This window comes from Pedobacter sp. Leaf170, from assembly GCF_920984665.1.
GTDB lineage: Bacteria > Bacteroidota > Bacteroidia > Sphingobacteriales > Sphingobacteriaceae > Pedobacter.
Genome location: NZ_CAKLBP010000003.1, coordinates 360,042 through 376,661, shown reverse-complemented (window position 1 = coordinate 376,661; position 16,620 = coordinate 360,042). Strand labels below are relative to the sequence as shown.

Annotated in this window: 10 protein-coding genes; all 10 read left to right on the top strand. The window is 38.1% G+C overall.

Annotated features, from left to right (window positions below; translation table 11 throughout):
• The 10 genes from galB to LUA90_RS10300 all read left to right on the top strand — a co-directional run bounded on the left by galB (position 1) and on the right by LUA90_RS10300 (position 16,615).
• Positions 1 to 2,673 (top strand): beta-galactosidase GalB, encoded by a 2,673-nt coding sequence (galB, locus tag LUA90_RS10345; RefSeq protein WP_231490906.1) that lies wholly within the window; start codon positions 1 to 3, stop codon positions 2,671 to 2,673.
• A 79-nt stretch (positions 2,674 to 2,752) separates the two neighbouring features.
• A complete protein-coding gene (locus tag LUA90_RS10340; protein ID WP_231490905.1) occupies positions 2,753 to 3,913 on the top strand; it encodes an ABC transporter substrate-binding protein in 1,161 nt (386 codons plus the stop codon).
• Entirely contained in the window at positions 3,910 to 5,061 is a 1,152-nt protein-coding gene (locus tag LUA90_RS10335; RefSeq protein ID WP_231490904.1) for a CaiB/BaiF CoA-transferase family protein, read from the top strand. Before LUA90_RS10340 ends, LUA90_RS10335 begins: the two co-directional genes overlap by 4 nt.
• Before the next feature lie 322 nt (positions 5,062 to 5,383).
• Entirely contained in the window at positions 5,384 to 6,547 is a 1,164-nt protein-coding gene (locus tag LUA90_RS10330) for a CaiB/BaiF CoA-transferase family protein (protein ID WP_231490903.1), read from the top strand.
• Complete coding sequence (locus LUA90_RS10325; RefSeq protein ID WP_231490902.1) at positions 6,540 to 7,778, top strand: extracellular solute-binding protein; 1,239 nt, start codon at positions 6,540 to 6,542, stop codon at positions 7,776 to 7,778. Before LUA90_RS10330 ends, LUA90_RS10325 begins: the two co-directional genes overlap by 8 nt.
• Positions 7,775 to 8,842 (top strand): Gfo/Idh/MocA family protein, encoded by a 1,068-nt coding sequence (locus LUA90_RS10320; RefSeq protein WP_231490901.1) that lies wholly within the window; start codon positions 7,775 to 7,777, stop codon positions 8,840 to 8,842. The genes LUA90_RS10325 and LUA90_RS10320 overlap by 4 nt, the downstream gene beginning before the upstream one ends.
• Positions 8,843 to 9,115: 273 nt before the next feature.
• Positions 9,116 to 9,556, top strand: coding sequence for a MaoC/PaaZ C-terminal domain-containing protein (locus LUA90_RS10315; RefSeq protein ID WP_231490900.1), 441 nt, complete (start codon positions 9,116 to 9,118; stop codon positions 9,554 to 9,556).
• Between the two features lie 165 nt (positions 9,557 to 9,721).
• Positions 9,722 to 11,011 (top strand): L-fucose:H+ symporter permease, encoded by a 1,290-nt coding sequence (fucP, locus tag LUA90_RS10310; protein WP_231490899.1) that lies wholly within the window; start codon positions 9,722 to 9,724, stop codon positions 11,009 to 11,011.
• A gap of 82 nt (positions 11,012 to 11,093) precedes the next feature.
• Positions 11,094 to 14,504, top strand: coding sequence for a glycosyl hydrolase (locus LUA90_RS10305; RefSeq protein ID WP_231490898.1), 3,411 nt, complete (start codon positions 11,094 to 11,096; stop codon positions 14,502 to 14,504).
• Between the two features lie 89 nt (positions 14,505 to 14,593).
• A complete protein-coding gene (locus LUA90_RS10300; protein WP_231490897.1) occupies positions 14,594 to 16,615 on the top strand; it encodes a glycoside hydrolase family 127 protein in 2,022 nt (673 codons plus the stop codon).
• Positions 16,616 to 16,620: the final 5 nt, after the last annotated feature.

The window sequence follows — 16,620 nt, the reverse complement described above, 5'->3', positions numbered from 1 at the left end:
ATGCTCGAATTTAAACATAGGATTTTTGGTTTGATTCTTTTGGTGTTTTTAGCATCAAGTAATTGCGAGGCTTCTGGTTTCGTCATTTCGACTGAAGCGCAGCGGAATGGAGAAATCTTTGAACGTAGTTTAACAACAAACGGAAAAGATTTCTCCACTACGGTCGAAATGACGACCCCCTCAGTAAAGCCATTTAATGAAATTAGTAATAAATCCAGCCTTGAAATAACGCTTCCTTTATCGTCATTGCGAGGAGGAACGACGAAGCAATCTACTCCAGAACCTCGCACCAGAACCAGCTTTAACAAAGATTGGAAATTCTTTTTGGGCGATGAACCTGGTGCAAAATCTCCTGCTTTTATCGATGCCAAATGGCGAAAGTTAACTTTACCGCATGATTGGAGCATTGAAGGAAAATTCGATGAAAAAAACCCTGCAAAACCAGAAGGTGGTGGTTTACCTACAGGAATTGGTTGGTATAGAAAAGAGTTTACAGCTCCTGCAAATTTCCAAAACAGGTTAATTACCATCGAATTTGATGGCGTTTATAAAAATTCGGAAGTTTGGATTAACGGCAAGTATTTAGGCAAACGCCCTTATGGTTATATTTCTTTTTCTTACGATATCAGTAAATACCTAAAAGCAGGAAAAAATATTATTGCTGTTAAAGTTGATAATGCTTTACAACCAGATTCCCGGTGGTATTCAGGTTCGGGTATTTACAGAAATGTTTGGTTAACTTCTACAGCTAAAATTGCGGTTGCACATTGGGGAACTTTTGTAAGAGCTGATTTTGTTAAAGCAGACGCAAAAGATGTACATTATCCAGATCCTCATGCTATTGTTGAAATAAAAACAAAGATTATAAATAAAACGGGAAAGATTCAGTCAGCTGATGTGATTGAGAAGATATATGACCCCAACGGTAAATTAGTAAACAATACAACTTTCAAGGTTAAAAAATTAGGCAATGAAGAAAATGTATTTACCAAATTATTCGATTTAAAAAATCCACTCCTCTGGTCGGTAGAAAATCCTTATCAGTACAAATTAGTTACTCAAATTCTGCAAAACGGTAAAGTAATTGATGCTTACGAAACCAAATTTGGTATACGTTCTTTCAACTTCGATGTGCAAAAAGGCTTCTCTTTAAATGGAAAACCGATGAAAATTTTGGGCGTTTGTTTGCATCACGATTTAGGTGCATTAGGCGCCGCGGTTAATGTTCGTGCAATGGAACGCCAATTAGAAATTATGAAAGAAATGGGTGTTAATGCTATCCGCACAGCACATAACCCACCAGCACCTGAGTTTTTAGATTTATGTGATAAAATGGGTTTTCTTGTTATGGATGAAGCTTTTGACATGTGGGCAAAAAAGAAAAACAAAAACGACTACCATTTGAATTTTCAGGAATGGCATAAACGTGATTTGGAAGACATGGTGCTTCGCGATAGAAATCATCCATCAATTATTCTTTGGAGTATCGGAAACGAAATTCGCGAACAGTTTGATAGCACAGGCATTGCACTTACAAAAAAATTGGTTGGCATTGTAAAAAATTTAGATACCACTCGCCCGGTAATTTCGGCTTTAACTGAAACCGATTCTGCCAAAAATTTTATTTATCAGGCGAAAGCCTTAGATATTTATGGCTTAAATTATAATCACAAAAAATATTCTGATTTCCCTAAAAACTATCCTGACGTTAAATTTTTAGCAACAGAAACTACATCGGCTTTAGAAACCAGAGGTTTTTATGATACAGCCGATACAATTCGTCGCTGGCCAAGAGATGGCAAAACAAAGTTTGTTGAAGGCAATAAAGAATGGTCTGCATCATCATACGATAATGTTTCAGCTTATTGGGGCTCTACTCATGAAGAAACATGGGCGGCAGCTAAAAAATACGACCATGTTTCGGGTTTGTTTGTTTGGACGGGTTTTGATTATTTAGGCGAGCCATTGCCGTATCCTTGGCCGGCAAGAAGCTCGTATTTTGGGATAGTCGATTTAGCCGGTTTCCCCAAGGATTCATATTACATGTACCAAAGCGAGTGGACTAACAAACCAGTTTTACATATTTTACCACATTGGAACCTGCCATTCGGACAAGCAGAAAGGGAGCAAGGTAAACCTGTTGAGGTTTGGGCCTACTATAATAATGCAGATGAAGTTGAATTGTACCTCAACGGGAAATCATTAGGAAAAAAATCAAAACAAGGCGAAGATTTACATGTAAAATGGGATGTAAAATACGAGCCTGGAACACTGAAAGCAGTATCCAGGAAAGCTGGTAAGGAAGTTTTAGTGCGTGAAATAAAAACAGCCGGTGCTGCGGCTAAAATCGAATTAATTGCCGATAGAAAGAATATTAAAGCTGATGGCGTAGATTTATCTTTCATAACCGTTCGCATTTTAGATGCTGATGGGAATGTTGTGCCAAATGCCGATAATCTTGTTGATTTTAAAGTAGAGGGCGTTGGTTTTATCGCTGGCGTAGATAATGGCTTTCAGGCTAGTTTAGAGCCTTTTAAAGCGAATTACCGCAAGGCATTTCACGGTTTATGCTTAGCTATTCTTCAATCAACAGAAAAAAGCGGTGCAATCAAATTAACTGCTACATCAAATGGCTTAGCTTCCTCATCAATCACAATTAACTGTACTAAATGATGATGAGCGTAAAAATTAATAGCATTCATTGCCGTTGGCTTAAGTTAGCGGTTTAATAAATATAAATAGAGTAAATAAAGTGGAGAAGACGATAAATTTAAAAGGAATAACCTGGAACCACAGCCGCGGACTTTTGCCTATGGTTGCAACGGCACAGCGATTTTCTGAACTCAATCCGAATGTGAACATCACTTGGGAAAAAAGAAGTTTGCAGCAATTTGCAGATTTTTCAATTCAGGAATTAGCAGAGCGATTTGATTTGCTGGTTATCGACCATCCTTGGGCTGGTTTTGCTGCAAAAACAAAATCAATTGTTCCTTTAGATTTTTACCTATCGGATGAATATTTAAATGACCAGGAGCAAAATTCTGTTGGTCAATCATATGAAAGTTACTTTTATGATACGCACTTATGGGCTTTGCCAATTGATGCGGCAACGCCTGTAGCCGCATCGCGACCAGATATTTTTGCCGAAAAAGGCCTGCAATTGCCTAAATCATTTGATGATTTATTAGCACTTGCAAATAAAGGCTTAATGGCTTTTGCTGGTATTCCGATAGATGTTTTAATGAACTTTTACACGCTTTGCTGTTCTTCGGGCGAAGACCCTTGTCAAAATGATGAACAAGTGGTTTCGACTGAAACTGGGGTTAAAGCATTACAAATGTATCGTGAGTTAGCTTCAAAAATGGATAAAGCAAATTTCAACCGAAACCCAATACAGGTTTATGAAGCGATGACGCAGAGCGATGAAATTGCTTATTGCCCGTTTGCTTATGGCTATTCCAATTATTCTAGAAATGGTTACGCCCGTAAAACTTTGCATTTCCACGATATGATATCCTTAGATGGAAAAACAAATCTGCGAAGCACCTTAGGTGGAACAGGTTTGGCCATTTCATCCAAATGCGAAGATTTAGAAATTGCAGCCAAATATGTAGAATTTGTAGGTTCTCCAACTTGTCAGGCTACATTGTTTTATGAAAATGGCGGTCAGCCCGGTCATTTAGCCGCCTGGCAAAATGAAGAGGTAAATCGCCAGAGCCAAAATTATTTTGCAAATACTTTACCGGCACTGCAACGTGCTTTCCTTCGCCCACGTTACCATGGTTCTATGTATTTTCAAGACCACGCAGGCGATGTTGTTCGCGATTATTTAATGAATGGTGGCGATGAAATTCAGGTTCTATCAAAAATGAATGAGCTATTCCAAAAATCTAAAACTTTAGTTTTATCATGAACAGACCATTAGAAGGACTTTTGGTTTTAGAGTTTTGTCAGTTTTTGGCAGGGCCATCGGCTGGCTTAAAACTGGCTGATTTAGGTGCCCGTGTAATTAAAATCGAGCGACCAAACAGTGGCGACGCCTGCAGACAATTATCCATCAAAAATCTTTTTGTAGAGGAAGATAGCTTGCTTTTTCATACCATTAACCGTAATAAAGAAAGTTATGCTGCCGATTTAAAAAATCCGGAAGATTTAGAAAAATTAAAGAAACTTATAAGCAAAGCTGATGTAATGACGCATAATTTCCGTCCGGGTGTGATGGAAAAAATTGGTTTAGATTACGCAAATGTTCAAGCCATAAATCCAAAAATCGTGTACGGCGTAGTAACCGGTTACGGTAATGAAGGTCCATGGCGAAATAAACCTGGTCAGGATTTGTTGGTTCAGGCCGTTTCGGGTTTAACATTTCTATCCGGATTAGATACCGACGGTCCGGTGCCATTCGGTTTGTCAGTTTCTGATATTATGTGCGGAAACCATTTGGCGCAAGGTATTATGGCGGCCTTAATCAAGCGGGCAAAAACGAATAAAAGCGTTTTGGTTGAGGTAAGTTTGTTGGAATCGATTTTAGATGTTCAGTTTGAGGTTATTACCACATATTTAAATGATGGTGGAAAATTACCTGATAGAAGCGGGGCGAAAGGTAGTGCACATGCCTATTTAAGCGCACCTTACGGGATGTATGAAACCAAAGATGGCTATATTGCAATGGCCATGGGTAATCTGCCAAATATTTGTGCCATTATAAATTGCAATATCGATGATTTATATGTCGAAGCCGGCTCAGCCTTCGATAATCGCGATAAATTAATTATTCGTTTGGCGGCAACATTCAAACAAAAAGAAACTAAAATTTGGGTTAACCTTTTGGAAAGTAATGGCATTTGGTGCGCCGAAGTTCTAAATTATCAAACGGCAACATCTTTAAGCACTTATAAAAATTTGCAGATTGAACAAGATTTAGAATTAAGCAACGGAAAAAAAATAAACACAACTGTAAGTCCGATTCGTTTGGATAATGAAAAGTTATTTGCGGCAAAACCTGCGCCAAAACTTGGATTTGATACGCAGGAGATTAATAGAGAGTTTGAATTAACTTAACTCCGTCATTGCGAAGAGCTACGACGAAGCAATCTCATTTAAAAGCACTCTTTATAATTTACACAAAAGAAGAGATTGCTTCGTACCTCGCAATGACGAGGTGCGGATGCAAATAGTAAAGAAAAGAAGTTTGAATTAAACAAATTGTCACGTTGAGCCTGTCGAAACGCATTTAAAAAGTTCTTCGGCACGCTCAGAATGACAATTAAAATGAAATAAAATAACAGTCGTCACCCTGAATTTATTTCAGGGTCTTAAGCAAAAAGATGCTGATCCCGAAAATTCAGGAGAGCATGACGAATTTTTAATAAAAATTATAATTATGCAACCGCTTGAAGATTATTTAGTTATCGATTTCAGCCAGTTTCTTTCTGGGCCATCGGCGAGCTTGCGCTTAGCAGATATGGGTGCTCGGGTAATTAAAATCGAGCGTTTAGGCGTTGGCGATATTTGCCGTACGCTATACACCTCAAACCTGATTATGAATGGCGAATCGTCGGTTTTTCATGCCATCAACAGAAATAAAGAAAGTTTTGAAGTCGATTTAAAAAATGAAGATGACTGCGAAATTGTTCGCGAACTGCTTAAAAAAGCAGATGTAATGATTCATAATTTCCGCCCTGGTGTAATGGAACGCTTAGGTTTTGATTATAAATCTGTTACCAACATAAATCCAAATATCATTTATGGAGAAATTTCTGGTTATGGAACCGAAAGCGAATGGAAAAATAAACCCGGACAGGATTTACTTTTGCAATCCGTAACTGGCTTAACATCCCTTACCGGAAATGCAGACAGCGGCCCGGTTGCTATGGGTTTATCCATTGTAGATATGCTTGCCGGAGCACATTTAGCCCAAGGTTTACTAGCTTGTTTGTATCGCAAAGCGATTAAAAATGAAGGTGGTTTTGTGCAAATAAGCATGATGGAATCTGCTTACGATTTTCAGTTTGAAACCATTACAACATTTATGAATGATGGCGGAACTTTGCCAGAACGTTCTAAAAACAACAATGCGAATGCATATTTAGGTGCTCCGTATGGCATTTATCAAACAGAAAACGGATATTTAGCACTGGCGATGGGTTCAATACCACAACTTGCTGTTTTGTTAGATTGCGAAGCTTTGGAAAACTACATTGAAATTAATGAAGCTTTTGATAAACGTGATGAAATTAAGGCGATTCTGGCCAACCATCTTTTATCTGATACCACCGAAAACTGGCTTTCTAAACTAGAGCCAGCCGATATTTGGTGTGCTGATGTGTTGAATTGGAATGCTTTAATGGCTCACGATGGTTTTAAGGTTTTAAATATGATACAAGAGGTTGAGATGGTTGATGGTTATAAATATCAAACCACCCGATGCCCCATTCGTATTGATGGAGAATTATTGTTTTCATCAAAAGGCTCGCCTAAATTAGGTCAGGATAACGAAAAAATTATCCAGGAATTTATTACCCAGAATACAACTGCAAATGCATAACCAAATAAGCACTTTTAAAATTGCCGTTCGCAAGTTTGCACCCTTTGAAACTGCTATGCAGGATTTTTGGACTAAATACTGCAAATTTTCGGGCTGTAAACTGGAGTTGGAAATGGTGGTGATGGATTTACATGAACTTTACGAAAACACTATCACTAAAAAAGGATTAGCCAATGGCGATTTTGATATTGCGCACATCAGTACAGATTGGGTTTTAGAAGGCTATTTTAATCAGGATTTTGAAGTTTTAAATCCTTACATCAATAAAAATAAACCGCGGGATTTTCCGAAAGGTTGGAGTAAATCGCTTTTAACCTTACAACGTTTTGGCTGGGAGGTTGTTGGTTTGCCATTTCATGATGGACCTGAATGTTTTATCTACCGTAAAGATTTATTTGAAAGTGAAACTGAAAAAGCAAACTATCAGTCTACTTATGGTAAAGCGCTTGAAGTTCCTAAAACATGGGAAGATTTCTATCAGATAGCACAGTTTTTTTATCGCCCTGCTGATAATTTATACGGAAGTATTTTTGCGTGTTATCCTGATGGCCACAATACAGTATTTGATTTCTGCTTACAACTGTGGACCAGGGGAGGAAGTTTAGTTGATGCGAACGGGTTAATCCAGATTAATAACCAGGCTGCTATTGATGGCTTAAATTTCTATCGGACTATTGTAAATGATAAAACAGCTGTTCACCCAAAATCTAATGAATTTGAATCTGTAGCCGCCGGAATTGCGTTTTCGCAAGGCGAAGCAGCCATGATGATTAACTGGTTTGGCTTTGCTGCAATGTGTGAGGTTGATGAAAATTCAAAAGTTAAAGGCAAAATTGATGTAGAATTACTACCATCGGTAGAAGGTAAAAACTCAGCATCCTTAAATGTATATTGGCTTTATACCATCGCCAAAGGCAGTAAAAATAAAGAAATTGCTTACGATTTTCTTCGCTTTGCCTTAGCCGAAGAACAAGATAAACAGCTTACATTAGAGGGTGGCATTGGCTGTAGAATTTCAACCTGGAATGATGAAGAAACTAATCAAATCATTCCTTATTATCATAAATTAGCGCAACTGCATGAGGTTGCGAATATGCTTCCGCAGAAGAAAAATTGGGCTGCAATAGCAGCAATTATTGATGAAATGGTTTTAAATGCAATTAATACAGATGCACTTACCGAGCAACTTATCGAGAAAGCTCAAAAACGAATTAACGAGATTGATAAATGAGTATTAATATAAAATATAAGCCTGAATTACCAAAAACGAAGCAACCCATCATCATTATCGGTGCGGGTGGAATTGTTGCCGATGCCCATCTTCCGGCATATAAAATTGCAGGCTTTAAGGTTTTCGGAATTGTAAATCGAACTAAAGAGAGAGCGCAAAAATTAGCTGATGCTTTCGGCATTCCGAATGTTTATGATACGGTTGCTGATGCTGTTGCCAATGCTCCTGCAAATGCTGTATATGATTTAACCACCATGCCACCGCAGTACATTGATGCGTTAAACCAATTGCCAGATGGTAGTGCCGTGTTAATTCAAAAGCCAATGGGCGATGATTTTGCACAGGCAAATGAAATTTTAGAACTATGCAGGGCGAAGAATTTAAAAGCGGCAATAAATTTTCAGTTACGTTTTGCACCTTTTGTAAGTGCGGCCAGATATTTAATCGATAAAGGTTTAATTGGCGAATTGTACGATGTGGAAGTTCGGGTTACGATTAAAACGCCATGGGAGATTTTTCCGCATGTTATCATTCACCCACGGTTAGAAATTCAGTATCACAGTATTCATTATGTCGATTTAATTCGTTCGTTTTTGGGCAATCCGCAAAGTGTTTTAGCTAAAACTTTGAAGCATCCGGCAAAGAGTTTATCATCATCTCGTAGTACGATTTTATTTGATTATGGAGATACTATGCATGCGGTAATTAACACCAACCACGACCATGATTTCGGTCCAAACCATCAGGAAAGCTATATAAAATGGGAGGGAACTAAAGGCGCAATTGTAGCCAAAATAGGCTTATTGATGGATTATCCGCACGGCGTGCCTGATGTTTTTGAATACTGCCTAATTGAAGATGGTAAATCGCCAGAATGGCAAAAGGTTAATTTAGATGGTTCATGGTTTCCGGAAGCGTTTATCGGTACTATGGCTAATTTAATGCGATATAATGAGGGAAGTGATGAGGTATTGCATACAAGTGTTGAAGATGTGATACAAACGATGGCAGTTGTAGAAAGTGCATATAAATCGAGTGATATTGGAGGGGTTAGGGTTGGATAGGCGCATCGTCATTGCGAGGCACGAAGCAATCTTTTAGTTTGTCTTAGCCAGACAGGCTTTTTTCTTTTGACCGCAAAAGAAACAAAACTCCCGGCTTAAAATTTTTCTATTAAAGTTTCTGATTAGGCAAGGAAACTGCAACCCGAAAAATTTGTTAGGCCGGTTTAAGTAGAACGAAGATGTAGTGGCTAGGCCCAGTTGGGTGTCAATGCCAATGTGGAAATAATATAACCCATGATTTTAATCATGGCAAATAAAAGATAGATAAAAAATATGTATTTCAAATCAACATTTTTTGAAGATTACCAATTACAAGATAAACGTGTAACCTTAGGTCGCACGATAACCGAAACAGATTTTGTAGTGCATGCAGGCCATACCGGCGATTTTTTTCCGCACCACATGGATGCAGAATGGTGCGCCACACAGCCTTTTAAAAAGCGTATTGCCCATGGAACAATGATTTTTAGCATTGGAATTGGATTAACCGCCTCAGAAATAAATCCTGAAGCGATGTCTAAAGGTTACGATAAATTACGCTTTGTAAAACCTGTTTTTATTGGCGATACCATCCATTCGGAAATTACGATTTCTGAAAAAGGAGAAAGCAAAAGACCTGAATATGGAACGGTAACCGAGCATGTAGAAATAATAAACCAGCAAGGAGAAGTCGTTCTTGTTTGCGATCATCTTCTTGTAGTAAGGAAGAAATAGTTCATTGGCTCATTTGTTTATTAGTGAATTGGTCTGGATGCCTATTACCACTTTAGAACAAATGAACTAATTAGCTACATGTTTTAATACACTCGCTAACAAATGAACAAATGACTAGTGAACAATTGAACCAATAAACCACTGAACCAAAATAAACCAAATATAATGAACCACAACACACAACCAGAAATTATTACCGAGGGCGACCAATCTTCAGGGAAAAATTACCTTTTACCTTTTATACTTGTAGTAAGTTTATTTTTCCTTTGGGGGATGGCACACAATTTAGATTCCATCCTTATTCCGCATTTAAAAAAGGCTTGTAATCTGAGTAATAGCCAATCTACCTTAATTGATACTTCAGTATTTTTAGCTTACTTTTTAATGGCTATACCTGCCGGAATTCTTTTAAAAAGATTTGGTTATAAATCAACTATGATTACCGGCTTGTTAGCCTTTGCTTTTGGTGCGTTTTTATTCGTTCCGGCAGCAAATAACTTATCCTATATAACCTTTTTAGTTGCGCTATTTATCATAGGTTGTGGATTAACATTATTAGAAACCTCCGCGAATCCTTATGCAGCGATTTTGGGCAGTCCCGATAAAGCAGCATGGCGATTAAACCTTGCCGCAACATTTAATGGCTTAGCAGCACCTTTAGCCACCATTGTAGGTCGTTTTATTCTTTCAGGAAAATCTCACACTAAAGAAGAATTAGCCGCAATGACAGATACTGTTAGAAATAATTATTTCTTAACGGAAGCTTCAACTGTAAAAACACCATACATCATTCTCGGAACAATTTTAGTTCTCGTGGCCATATTATTTTATTTTATGAAGTTACCCGAAGTGAAAACAGCCAGTAAAGATGGTATTTCCCAAGGAAGCTTTTTAGGTGCATTAAAGCATAAACATTTGCGTTGGGCGGTTATTGCACAGTTTTTCTATGTTGGTGCGCAAGTTTGTGTAACCAGTTTTTTTATCAGGGCGGCACAGCAAGCTGGAGGTTTTGATGAATATACAGCATTATATTATTTAGGCTTATATGGTACGCTATTCTTAGTAGGTCGTTTTGTAGGTACTGCTTTGCTACGCTACATCGCATCAAATAAATTACTGGCTATTTATGCAGTAATATCAGTGCTGTTGAGTATTGTAGCCATTACTGGTAGCGGTGTTGTGGTGGTTTATGCCTTAGGCGGTTTAGGTTTTTTCATGTCGATAATGTTTCCAACCATATTTGCGCTGGGCATTGATGGCATTGGCGATGATACTAAGCCAGGTTCATCTTGGTTAATCATGTCGATTGTTGGGGGAGCAATTTTACCTTATGCGATGGGAAGTTTAATTGATATGTACGGCGATAATATTCAAATCGGTTACAGCATTCCATTAGTTTGTTATTTAATTATTCTATTCTTCGGATTAAGAGGTTATAAAATCGTTCATAAATAATAATTGAATCGTCATTAAGTGGCGCTGCCTATCATGTATCTAAGGGAAAGCAATCTCTTTTGAAATAAAAAATTAACCCAATATGAAATTTAGGTTTAGTACAATTTTTTTGCTGCTTTTTGCCATTTGCTTTAACCTCAAGGCTCAGCAAAGCGATGGTGCAAAACCGTGGGTATTTTGGTATTGGGTAAAAGGTGCGGTTTCAAAAGAAGGCATAACTGCTGATTTGGAAGCCATGAAAACTAATGGAATTGCAGGTGCATATTTAATGAGTATTCAAGGGCCAGATAAAAATCCGGTTTACAATCCTCCTGCAGTGCAGCTAACGCCAGAATGGTGGAAACTGGTAGAGTTTGCAATGGCTGAAGCTAAACGTTTAAACCTAAAAATTGGGATGCATGTAAGCGATGGTTTCGCTCTGGCTGGTGGTCCATGGATTACACCAGAACTTTCTATGCAAAAGGTTGTTTGGTCTAAAATAAATGTCACTAAATCAACAGGTAAAATAATTTTACCTAAACCAGAACATAACGAAGATTATTACAAGGATATTGCCATTTACGCTTATCCCTCGCCAGTTGGCGAAGGTATATCTACGCGAAACATTAGTCCGAAAATTTCAGCAAGTAACGGGGCTGATGCAACAGGCTTGGTTCAGGTTGGAAACAAAAAAAGTTTTGGTTCAAATGAGCCTTGTTACATTCAGTACGAATTTGAAAAGCCTTTTACTTGCCGAACGGTAACTATCAAAATCAGTGGGAATAATTACCAGGCACAGCGATTAGCCATCGAGGTAAGTGACGATGGAAAAAACTTTCGTTCTGCCGGCAGGTTAGAAGCGCCACGCCACGGTTGGCAAGATACGGATGAAGATGTAACGCATTCCATCAAACCTATTACAGCAAAATTCTTTAGATTTATTTATGATAAAAAAGGCTCTGAACCTGGTGCTGAGGATTTAGATGCGGCAAAGTGGAAGCCATCTTTGAAACTGTTAAACCTCGAGTTATCTTCCGAAGCACAAATTAACCAGTTTGAAGGCAAAAATGGTTCGGTTTGGAGAGTGAGCCATAGAAGCACTGATGAACAAATTGCTAAAAATCTATGTGTTCCATTAAATAAAATCATCAATATAACGGATAAATTGAATCCTGATGGAAGCTTAAACTGGAAAATACCGAATGGAAATTGGACAATTCTTAGGGTTGGGCATACATCAACCGGGCATACAAATGCAACTGCAGGTGGAGGTAAAGGTTTAGAATGTGATAAATTTAATCCAGAGGCGGTAAAATTGCAGTTCAACAGCTGGTATGGCGAAGCAATCAAACATGGTGGGCCAGAAATAGCAAAGAAAGTTTTAAGCACTTTTCATGTAGATAGTTGGGAATGTGGTAGTCAGAATTGGTCGCTGCTGTTTAAAGCAGAGTTTTTGAAGCGCAGAGGTTATGATTTAACGCCTTATCTTCCGATAATGACAGGATTACCTGTGGAAAGCAGCAAATTGTCTGAGGATTTCTTATATGATGTTAGAAAAACCATTTCTGAATTGGTTATAGATCAGTTTTACAAAACTTTAGCCGCTTTAGCCAAAGAACAAGGTGTAACTTTTACTGCGGAAAGTATTGCGCCAACCATGCTGAGTGATGGTTTAATGCATTACAAAATAGTTGACGTACCAATGGGCGAGTTCTGGTTGAATAGCCCAACGCATGATAAACCAAACGATATGTTGGATGCCATTTCAGGAGCGCATATTTATGGTAAAAACATCATCCAGGCAGAGGCTTTTACAACTGTTCGTATGGATTGGAATGAAAGTCCGGCGAATATGAAGACGCTTCAAGACAGAAATTATGCCTTAGGGATAAACAAACTGGTTTATCACGTTTTTGTGCAAAATCCTTTTACAGATAGAAAACCGGGCGTTACTTTAGATGGTGTAGGCTTATATTTTCAACGAGACCAAACCTGGTGGAAGCTCGGTAAAGCTTGGATAGATTATGCAGAGCGGACTCAAAATTTGTTGCAAAAAGGAAAACCCGTAATTGATGTTGCCGTTTTTTCTGGAGAAGAATTGCCTCGTCGATCGGTTTTGCCGGATAGATTGGTTGAAACTTTGCCAGGGATTTTTGGCGATGATGTTATTGAAGCTGAGAGAAAAAGGTTGGCAAATGTTGGTGAACCGTTAAGGCAAATCCCGGCAGGTGTTACACATTCTGCAAACATGGCCGACCCTGAAAATTGGGTAAATCCGCTTCGCGGATATGCTTACGATAGCTTTAATCCGGATGTATTAAGCGCTGCAACCGTTAAAAATGGGGAGGTGGTTTTTGAGAGTGGTGCAAGCTATAAAATATTGGTTATTCCCGGACAAATGAAAATGAATCCGAATTACCAATACATGAGCTACGAAGTTGTGCGCAAACTTGCAGAATTAATTAAAGCTGGTGCCAAGGTAATCATCTCAGATAAGCCGCTTTATCAAAATGGAATTAAACAGGTTTCTGAATCAGATTTTAAACAGATTGTAGAAGAAATCTGGGGTGGTAATTTCGATTCGTTCAAAAGTGGTGGTAAGCCTATTTACATCAAGAAATTAGGTTTGGGTCAAATTTACAAAGCACCGTTTGAAGGCAATGCTTTTAACAGTCTGGGCTTAGAAAAGGATTTAGAGATACAAGAAAAGGGACCATTGTTGAGTTCGATGATTCCGCTACCGAAGCACATATCATACGCACATAGAAAAAGTGATTTTAAAGATGTTTATTTCATTTCAAATCAAGAGAATAAGCAACGAGATTTAATTTTTTCATTTAGATTAAATGGAAAGCTTCCAAAGCTTTATAATGCTGTTACAAATGATACAACTACTTTAAGTAGTTGGTCTGTAAAAGATGGAAGAACAAATATTGCTTTAAAGATGGATCCTAATCAATCTCTGTTTGTAATTTTTGATAAAAGTACTGCTGAAACTCAATTTTCCAACGGAAATAATTGGTCGAATTTTAAAACTGCACAGGATATTTCAAAAAGCTGGCAAGTTCAATTTGATGCCACTTACGGCGGTCCGGCAAAACCAGTTTTGTTTAACGAGTTAATAGATTGGTCAAAGCATTCGGATAGTTTAATAAAATACTATTCCGGAAGGGCTATTTATACTAAAACATTTAATTACAAAGGTGATGTCAAAAACGCCTGGATTGATTTGGGTGGTTTTTCGAGTATGGCCGAGGTTAAAATCAATGGTATAAGCTGCGGAACTTTATGGACTGCACCTCATCGGCTAAATATTAGCAAAGCCATCAAAAAAGGTAAAAATGAAATAACCATTGAAGTCGTAAATACCTGGGCTAACCGTTTGATTGGCGATAATAAACTGCCAGAAGATAAAAGACTTACAAAAACAACTGCTCCTTTTAGATTGGAAGGAAAATCATTAAATCCAGCTGGTTTATTTGGCCCTGTTGTTATACAGTTTGAAGAGAAATAAATCAGTCGTTATTGCGAGGCACGAAGCAATCTAATTATTAAAATAGATTGCTTCGTTCCTCGCAAAGACGGCAAGAAAATTATAGAATTATGAACAACAAATTTGCATTAATTATCATCTTAGCCTCAAGCTTTTTAAAGATAAGCGCTCAAGATAAAGCTCTGTTAAATACTTCAAACAGCAAGTTTGCCAAGTTGCACAGCATTGATATGAGTGATGTAACCTGGACGAAAGGTTTTTGGGCAGATAGATTTAAGGTAGCCACCGAAACCATGGTTCCAAATATGTGGGCAATATATAACGACCCGAAAATTAGCCATGCGTTTAAAAATTTTGAAATTGCTGCTGGTTTGGATACAGGTTCACATTCCGGGCCATCATTTCATGATGGAGATTACTACAAAACTTTAGAAGCCGTTGCGGTGCTTTATGCATCAACAAAAAATCCTAAGCTTAACGAAATGATGGATAAAGCCATCGAAGTTATAGGAAAATCGCAACGTGAAGATGGATACATTTACACCAAAGCAATGATTGAGCAACGTAAAACGGGCTCTAAAAATCAATTTCAGGATAGATTAAGCTTTGAATCTTACAATATCGGCCATTTGATGACGGCTGGATGTATTCATTATCGTGCTACAGGCAAAACGAATTTGCTAAATATCGCCAAAAAAGCAAGCGATTATCTCTACAATTTTTACAAATCGGCCTCGCCAACTTTGGCTAGAAATGCCATTTGTCCTTCGCATTACATGGGCGTTGTAGAGATGTATCGTACCACGCAAGACCCACGCTATTTGGAATTGGCACAGCATTTAATTGCCATTAAGGGTAAAATTGACGATGGAACAGACGATAATCAGGATAGAATTCCATTTTTGCAACAGAAAAAAGCAATGGGTCACGCCGTTAGGGCAAGTTATCTATATGCTGGCGTTGCCGATTTATATTCAGAAACTGGGAAAGACTCGCTTTTAAATACTTTGAATTTGATGTGGGATGATGTTCAAAGCCATAAAATGTACATCACTGGCGGTTTAGGGTCATTATATGATGGCACTTCTCCTGATGGTACTTCGTATAATCCAGCGGATGTTCAAAAAATTCATCAGGCTTTTGGTCGCGATTATCAACTACCAAATTTCACAGCCCATAACGAAACTTGTGCAAACATTGGTAATGTACTCTGGAACTGGCGAATGCTTCAAATTACAGCTGATGCAAAATATGCTGATGTAATGGAATTGGCTCTGCACAACAGTGTTTTATCTGGAATCAGCCTTGATGGGAAGAAGTTTTTGTATACCAATCCGCTGGCGCAAAGCGATGATTTACCTTTCAAACAGCGTTGGTCTAAAGATAGAGTGCCCTACATTGGCCTCTCAAATTGTTGCCCTCCAAATGTAGTTAGAACAATTGCCGAAGTTAGCGATTATGCTTACAGTATATCTGATAAGGGCTTGTATTTCAATTTATATGGTGGCAATAACTTAAGTACAAAATTAGTCGATGGAAATAAAATTTCTTTAACCCAGGAAACCAATTATCCTTGGGATGGAAAGATTAAAATTTCTGTTAAGGAAATTGCTAACAAAGCATATTCGGTTTTTCTGAGAATTCCGGCATGGACGCAAAATGCGCAAATTACCATCAACGGGAAAGTTGAAAATGTAAAGGCAGTTTCAGGAACTTATGCAGAAATAAATCGGGTTTGGAAAAAGGGCGATGTAATAGAGTTGAACTTACCAATGGAAGCTACATTAATTGAAGCAAACCCTTTGATTGAGGAAAACAGAAACCAGATTGCCGTAAAACGCGGCCCGGTGGTTTATTGCTTAGAGTCGACCGATTTACCAGGCAAAAGTATTTTCAATGCTTTCGTACCACTGTCTACCAAATTTGAGTCAAAGCCAATAAATATTGATGGTGCAGAAATGATGAGCCTGGTTGGAAATGCCAAAATCGTTGAACCAAATAATTGGAAGAACGTTTTGTATCGCCCGGTAAGTAAAAACAACGTAGAGACTGAAATTAAACTGGTGCCATATTTTGCCTGGGGAAATCGTGGTCATTCAGAAATGTCGGTTTGGTTGCCGGTGAGTAAGTAAATAGG